General features: G+C 51.9%; 7 protein-coding genes. 6 read left to right on the top strand and 1 reads right to left on the bottom strand.

Translation table 11 applies throughout. The features are described from left to right. Window positions 1-306 precede the first annotated feature (306 nt). Window positions 307-873 carry a D-glycero-beta-D-manno-heptose 1,7-bisphosphate 7-phosphatase gene (gene gmhB / locus AAYN39_RS10610; protein WP_001140158.1) on the bottom strand — a complete coding sequence of 189 codons (567 nt, stop codon included), beginning with the start codon at window positions 871-873 and terminating at the stop codon, window positions 307-309. A 189-nt stretch (window positions 874-1,062) separates the two neighbouring features. Between gmhB and metN the strand changes: the two genes are divergently transcribed. The 6 genes from metN to proS all read left to right on the top strand — a co-directional run bounded on the left by metN (window position 1,063) and on the right by proS (window position 6,650). After that, window positions 1,063-2,094 (top strand): methionine ABC transporter ATP-binding protein MetN, encoded by a 1,032-nt coding sequence (gene metN / locus AAYN39_RS10605; RefSeq protein ID WP_000594016.1) that lies wholly within the window; start codon window positions 1,063-1,065, stop codon window positions 2,092-2,094. Beyond that, window positions 2,087-2,740 (top strand): methionine ABC transporter permease MetI, encoded by a 654-nt coding sequence (locus tag AAYN39_RS10600; protein ID WP_001287483.1) that lies wholly within the window; start codon window positions 2,087-2,089, stop codon window positions 2,738-2,740. The genes metN and AAYN39_RS10600 overlap by 8 nt, the downstream gene beginning before the upstream one ends. A gap of 38 nt (window positions 2,741-2,778) precedes the next feature. After that, on the top strand, window positions 2,779-3,594 hold the full coding sequence (gene metQ / locus AAYN39_RS10595; protein WP_000874217.1) for a methionine ABC transporter substrate-binding lipoprotein MetQ: 816 nt from the start codon (window positions 2,779-2,781) through the stop codon (window positions 3,592-3,594). A 118-nt stretch (window positions 3,595-3,712) separates the two neighbouring features. Continuing rightward, window positions 3,713-4,117 carry an Rcs stress response system protein RcsF gene (rcsF, locus tag AAYN39_RS10590; RefSeq protein ID WP_001202315.1) on the top strand — a complete coding sequence of 135 codons (405 nt, stop codon included), beginning with the start codon at window positions 3,713-3,715 and terminating at the stop codon, window positions 4,115-4,117. Continuing rightward, window positions 4,114-4,821, top strand: a complete 708-nt coding sequence (gene tsaA, locus AAYN39_RS10585) for a tRNA (N6-threonylcarbamoyladenosine(37)-N6)-methyltransferase TrmO (protein WP_000093978.1) — start codon at window positions 4,114-4,116, stop codon at window positions 4,819-4,821. Before rcsF ends, tsaA begins: the two co-directional genes overlap by 4 nt. Before the next feature lie 110 nt (window positions 4,822-4,931). Continuing rightward, window positions 4,932-6,650: a proline--tRNA ligase gene (gene proS, locus AAYN39_RS10580; RefSeq protein ID WP_001260683.1), complete on the top strand. Its 1,719-nt coding sequence runs from the start codon at window positions 4,932-4,934 to the stop codon at window positions 6,648-6,650. The last annotated feature ends 190 nt before the right edge of the window (window positions 6,651-6,840 follow it).

Here is a 6,840-nt window from a genome sequence, read left to right as displayed (position 1 = left end):
ATTCATTTTTCGTCTTGCGACGTCAAGAATCCGTATCTTCGAGTGCCCACACAGATTGTCTGATAAATTGTTAAAGAGCAGGTGCGACGCGGCTTTCAGCTCACCGTCGCGAGGTGGCGTGTATTACGCTTTCCTCTTTCAGAGTCAACCCTGAATTTCAGGATTTTTCTCTTCAACCGACCGGCTGTTTGTGTGAAGTGATTCACATCCGCCGTGTCGATGGAGGCACATTATAGGGAGTCGGTTCAGGAAGACAAGCGGAAAAATGCATTTTTGTTTTAACCGCTCATCTTTTATCCATAACGCTTATTTTTGCTGCTTTTTTATCGCTGATGGCAGGTCAGCAAGGCTGTTTAACACCCAGTCCGCCGCGTTTTCTGCTTCTGCCGTGACCGGTTTGCCCGTACGCACCAGCACTTTTGTCCCGACATTTGCCGCCGCTGCCGCCTGCATATCTTCCAGCTTGTCTCCCACCATATAAGAAGCCGCCATATCGATATGCAGGAAATCACGCGCCGAGATAAGCATTCCTGGATGCGGCTTGCGGCAATCACATACCTGACGGAACTCTTCTATGCTGCCCTGCGGATGGTGAGGACAATAATAGATGCCGTCCAAATCAACATCGCGATCCGCCAACGACCAGTCCATCCATTCGGTTAACGTTTCAAACTGCGCCTCAGTGAATTTGCCGCGCGCGATTCCGGACTGGTTCGTCACCACCACCAGCGCATAGCCCATTTTTTTTAGCTCGCGCATCGCGTCAATAACGCCGTCTATAAACTCAAATGCATCGATTTCATGTACGTAGCCGTGATCCACATTAATGGTGCCGTCACGGTCGAGAAAAATTGCGGGTACAGACTTTGCCACCTTTTATAGCTCCTGAGTAAAGCAAGTGGCGCTAGTATCGCATGTTTCAGCAGGCAAGAAAGTGCTCATCGTATAAAGCCTGATTGATTTAGACGTCTGGATGCCTTAACATCCATTCTGTTGACGGCGTTGACCGTATTAGGCAGACGAAAATGCCTCCGCTCATTTCATTACGATAATAAAGAATCAATGATTAAACTTTCGAATATTACCAAAGTGTTCCAGCAGGGGGCGCGCACCATTCAGGCGCTGAACAATGTCAGCCTGCATGTCCCTGCCGGACAAATTTACGGCGTCATCGGCGCCTCCGGCGCCGGTAAAAGTACGCTCATTCGCTGCGTAAACTTACTTGAACGTCCTACTGAAGGAAGCGTAATGGTAGGCGGTCAGGAGCTGACAACGCTTTCAGAGTCCGGGTTGACCAAAGCTCGCCGTCAAATCGGCATGATTTTCCAACATTTTAACCTGCTCTCTTCCCGTACCGTGTTTGGCAACGTCGCGTTGCCGCTGGAACTGGATAACACACCAAAGGAAGAGATCAAACGCCGTGTCACAGAGCTGCTGGATTTAGTCGGTCTTGGCGACAAGCACGACAGCTATCCGGCAAATCTTTCCGGCGGTCAGAAACAGCGTGTCGCGATTGCCCGCGCGTTAGCCAGTAATCCAAAAGTGTTGCTGTGCGATGAAGCCACCAGCGCGCTTGATCCCGCGACGACCCGTTCGATTCTGGAATTGCTGAAAGATATCAACCGTCGTCTGGGGTTGACGATTCTGCTTATCACTCATGAAATGGATGTCGTAAAACGTATCTGCGACTGCGTTGCCGTCATCAGTAATGGCGAGCTTATTGAGCAGGATACGGTCAGCGAAGTCTTCTCGCATCCTAAAACGCCGCTGGCGCAGAAGTTTATTCAGTCCACTCTGCATCTGGACATTCCGGAAGATTACCAGGCGCGTTTGAAAGCGTCGCCGGAAACTGACAGCGTGCCGATGCTGCGCATGGAGTTCACCGGACAGTCTGTGGATGCCCCGCTGCTTTCTGAAACCGCGCGTCGTTTCAACGTGAACAATAATATTATCAGCGCACAGATGGATTACGCGGGCGGTGTGAAGTTCGGCATTATGCTAACGGAAATGCACGGCACACAAGAAGAGACGCAAGCCGCAATTGCCTGGCTGCAGGATCACCATGTGAAAGTAGAGGTACTGGGTTATGTCTGAGGCAATGATGTGGTTACTGGTTCGTGGCGTCTGGGAAACGCTGGCGATGACCTTTGTCTCCGGTTTCTTCGGTTTCGTGATTGGCCTGCCGGTTGGCGTATTGCTGTATGTTACGCGCCCGGGGCAGATTATGGAGAACGCCAGGCTGTATCGCTCCCTCTCTGCGGTGGTCAATATTTTCCGCTCGATTCCCTTTATCATCCTGTTGGTGTGGATGATTCCTTTTACCCGAATAATTGTCGGCACCTCCATTGGTTTGCAGGCCGCGATTGTACCGCTGACCGTCGGCGCCGCGCCTTTTATCGCCCGTATAGTGGAAAATGCGTTGTTAGAGATCCCTGCCGGGCTGATTGAAGCCTCGCGAGCGATGGGCGCCACGCCGCTGCAAATTGTACGTAAAATCCTTTTACCGGAAGCGCTGCCTGGTCTGGTGAATGCGGCAACCATTACACTAATCACCCTGGTCGGTTACTCCGCAATGGGCGGCGCCGTCGGCGCAGGCGGCCTCGGTCAAATCGGCTATCAGTACGGTTATATTGGATACAATGCTACCGTGATGAATACGGTGCTGGTATTACTTGTCGTTCTGGTTTATTTAATTCAGTTATCCGGCGATCGCATCGTCAGGGCTGTCACGCATAAGTAACGTTAAACACAACACAAATACTCATTAAGGAAATAAGCATGGCGTTCAAATTCAAAACCTTTGCGGCAGTGGGTGCTCTGATTGGTTCTCTGGCACTTGCGGGTTGCGGTCAGGATGAAAAAGATCCGAATCATATTAAAGTCGGCGTAATCGTTGGCGCAGAGCAGCAAGTTGCCGAAGTCGCGCAGAAAGTCGCGAAAGAAAAATACGGCCTGGACGTGGAATTGGTGACCTTTAATGATTATGTTCTGCCTAATGAAGCGCTGAGCAAAGGCGATATCGATGCCAATGCCTTCCAGCACAAACCGTATCTGGATCAGCAAATCAAAGATCGCGGCTACAAACTGGTTTCCGTTGGTAAGACTTTTGTCTATCCCATTGCAGGATATTCCAAAAAAATCAAATCTCTGGATGAGCTCAAGGACGGTTCCCAGGTCGCTGTGCCTAACGACCCGACCAACCTTGGTCGTTCCCTGCTGCTGCTGCAAAAAGTAGGGCTGATTAAACTGAAAGACGGCGTCAGTCTGCTTCCTACCTCGCTGGATATCGTCGAAAACCCGAAAAATCTGAAAATTGTTGAGCTGGAAGCGCCGCAGTTGCCGCGTTCGCTGGATGACGCTCAGATCGCGTTAGCGGTCATCAATACGACTTACGCCAGCCAGATTGGCCTGACGCCAGCGAAAGACGGTATCTTCGTTGAAGATAAAGATTCTCCGTACGTTAACTTGATCGTGACGCGTGAAGATAACAAAGACGCCGAGAATGTGAAAAAATTCGTTCAGGCTTACCAGTCTGATGAAGTGTACGAAGCCGCAAATAAAGTTTTTAATGGCGGCGCGGTGAAAGGCTGGTAAGTTTTAGGCTGATTCCACAATCTGTAATATTATTCAGGACGGGCTATTGCCCGTCTTGTCATTTATGCAAGCTCCTGATTCAATATCTGGCAATTAGAACATTCATTGAGGAAATATTATGCGTGCTTTACCGATCTGTTTATTGGCACTCATGCTGGGCGGTTGTTCCATGCTAAGCAGATCCCCTGTTGAACCTGTTCAAAGCACCGCAACCCCGCCAAAAGCGGAGCCGGAGAAACCTAAAGCGCCGCGTGCCGCTCCCGTCAGGATTTACACCAATGCTGAAGACTTAGTCGGCAAACCTTTCCGCGATCTTGGCGAGGTTAGCGGCGAATCCTGCCAGGCGACAAATCAAGACTCTCCGCCTAACATTCCAACTGCGCGCAAGCGTATGCAGATTAATGCATCTAAAATGAAAGCCAACGCCGTCCTGCTGCACAGCTGTGAAATTACCAGCGGCACGCCAGGCTGCTACCGTCAGGCGGTTTGTATCGGGTCCGCCCTGAATATTTCGGCGAAATGAGCAGCTTTCAGTTTGATCAAATCGGCGTTATTCGCTCCCCCTATAAAGAAAAATTCGCCGTTCCGCGCCAGCCTGGTCTGGTCAAAAGCGCCTGCGGCGAACTGCATCTGATAGCGCCTTACAACCAGGCCGATGCCGTTCGCGGCCTGGAAGCGTTCAGCCATTTGTGGGTGCTTTTCGTTTTTCATCAGACGATGGACGGCGGCTGGCGGCCAACAGTTCGTCCGCCCCGTCTTGGCGGTAACGCCAGAATGGGCGTTTTTGCCACGCGCTCCACGTTCCGCCCCAATCCGATTGGCATGTCGCTCGTTGCGCTAAAAGGTATCGAGTGCCGGAAAGAGAGCGTAATTCTGAAATTAGGCAGTCTGGATCTGGTGGATGGCACGCCGGTGGTGGATATCAAACCGTATTTACCGTTTGCCGAGGCCTTACCGGACGCCGCCGCCAGCTATGCGCAACAGGCGCCGATAGCTGAAATGCCTGTGAGTTTTACCGCTGAAGTGGCTCAACAGCTTACGACGCTGGAAAGGCGTTATCCGCAGCTACGGACATTTATTTGCGATGTGCTGGCGCAAGATCCTCGCCCGGCTTATCGTAAGGGTGAAGAGACGGGCAAAACCTATGCCGTCTGGCTGCATGATTTTAACGTGCGCTGGCGTGTGGTTAACACCGGATTTGAAGTGTTTGCGCTGGAACCACGGTAATTTCACGCCCTTCTCTTTTGACATCTCTTGCACGCTGGTAAACTAAATCACTTTTTTTGTATCAGGCTCACATTGAGCCTGTTCGATCGTTCAACTGGAACCGTAACAACATGCGTACTAGCCAATACCTGCTCTCCACTCTGAAGGAGACACCTGCCGACGCCGAGGTTATCAGCCACCAGCTGATGCTGCGCGCCGGGATGATCCGCAAGCTCGCCTCCGGGTTATATACCTGGCTGCCGACCGGCCTGCGCGTCCTGAAAAAAGTCGAAAACATCGTGCGTGAAGAGATGAACAACGCCGGTGCTATCGAGGTGTCGATGCCAGTCGTTCAGCCAGCCGACCTGTGGCAAGAGAGTGGTCGTTGGGAACAGTACGGTCCGGAACTGCTGCGTTTTGTCGACCGTGGCGAGCGTCCGTTCGTACTCGGCCCGACCCACGAAGAAGTTATCACCGACCTGGTGCGTAATGAACTCAGCTCTTATAAGCAGTTGCCGCTGAACTTCTTCCAAATCCAGACCAAATTCCGTGATGAAGTGCGTCCGCGCTTTGGCGTGATGCGTTCGCGCGAATTCCTGATGAAAGATGCTTACTCTTTCCACACCTCTCAGGAGTCGTTGCAGGAAACCTATGACGCCATGTACGCCGCGTATAGCCGTATCTTCAGCCGTATGGGGCTGGATTTCCGCGCGGTACAGGCCGATACCGGTTCTATCGGCGGCAACGCCTCGCATGAATTCCAGGTGCTGGCGCAAAGCGGCGAAGACGATATCGTTTTCTCTGATGTTTCTGATTACGCGGCTAACATTGAACTGGCAGAAGCTATCGCGCCGCAAACACCGCGCGCAGCGGCGACGCAGGAAATGACTCTGGTCGATACGCCAAATGCCAAAACCATCGCGGAGCTGGTGGAACAATTCAACCTGCCAATTGAAAAAACGGTAAAAACGCTGCTGGTGAAAGCGGTGAAAGACAGCAAGTCTCCGCTGGTGGCTCTGCTGGTTCGCGGCGATCATGAACTGAATGAAGTTAAAGCGGAAAAACTGCCGCACGTTGCCAGCCCGCTGACCTTCGCTACTGAAGAAGAGATTCGCGCCGTAATTAATGCCGGCCCTGGCTCCCTCGGCCCGGTCAATATGCCGATTCCGGTCATCATCGATCGTACCGTTGCCGCCATGAGCGATTTTGCCGCTGGCGCTAACATCGACGGTAAACACTACTTTGGTATTAACTGGGATCGCGATGTGGCGACGCCTGTTGTTGCCGACATCCGTAACGTAGTCGCCGGCGATCCGAGTCCGGATGGTCAGGGAACGTTGCTTATCAAACGCGGTATCGAAGTGGGTCACATCTTCCAGTTAGGTACCAAGTACTCAGAAGCGCTGAAAGCCTCCGTTCAGGGTGAAGATGGCCGTAACCAGATCCTGACAATGGGCTGCTATGGTATCGGCGTAACACGTGTCGTTGCCGCGGCTATCGAGCAGAACTTTGACGAGCGCGGCATTGTATGGCCTGACGCCATTGCACCTTTCCAGGTCGCTATTCTGCCGATGAATATGCACAAATCCTTCCGTGTGCAGGAGCTGGCGGAAAAGCTGTACAGCGAATTGCGCGCGCAGGGCATTGAAGTGCTGATGGACGATCGTAAAGAGCGCCCGGGCGTGATGTTTGCCGATATGGAGCTGATTGGTATTCCACATACTATCGTGATTGGCGATCGCAACCTGGATAACGACGATATTGAGTATAAATACCGTCGTAGCGGTGAAAAATCGCTGATTAAAACCGGCGATATCGTTGATTATCTGGTCAAGGCGATTAAAGGCTAAACGACATTTTGTTGGGATTGCCCGGCGCCATCCGGCAGATATGTAAAGGCCTCGCACCCTGCGAGGCCTTTTATTGTCTATGGAAAACCCCCAGCTAGGCTGGGGGTTCCGGAAAGCTTTCAGCTTTAAGCCAGTTATTAAAACCCCTTTTGATTTGTTAAAACATCTTGCGGTCTGGCAACTGCAAAAG

This window comes from Salmonella sp. K21076 (assembly GCF_039650795.1).
Classification (GTDB): Bacteria; Pseudomonadota; Gammaproteobacteria; order Enterobacterales; family Enterobacteriaceae; genus Salmonella; species Salmonella enterica.
The sequence above is the reverse complement of the archived record's forward strand: the minus strand, read 5'-3'. Positions and strand labels throughout refer to the sequence as shown.

Bases quoted from the DNA above. Each gene is read 5' to 3' on its own strand.
- tsaA (WP_000093978.1), top strand. From the start codon at position 4,114: ATGAGCAGCTTTCAGTTTGATCAAATCGGCGTTATTCGCTCCCCCTAT.
- rcsF (WP_001202315.1), top strand. From the start codon at position 3,713: ATGCGTGCTTTACCGATCTGTTTATTGGCACTCATGCTGGGCGGTTGT.
- AAYN39_RS10600 (WP_001287483.1), top strand. From the start codon at position 2,087: ATGTCTGAGGCAATGATGTGGTTACTGGTTCGTGGCGTCTGGGAAACG.
- proS (WP_001260683.1), top strand. From the start codon at position 4,932: ATGCGTACTAGCCAATACCTGCTCTCCACTCTGAAGGAGACACCTGCC.
- metN (WP_000594016.1), top strand. From the start codon at position 1,063: ATGATTAAACTTTCGAATATTACCAAAGTGTTCCAGCAGGGGGCGCGC.
- metQ (WP_000874217.1), top strand. From the start codon at position 2,779: ATGGCGTTCAAATTCAAAACCTTTGCGGCAGTGGGTGCTCTGATTGGT.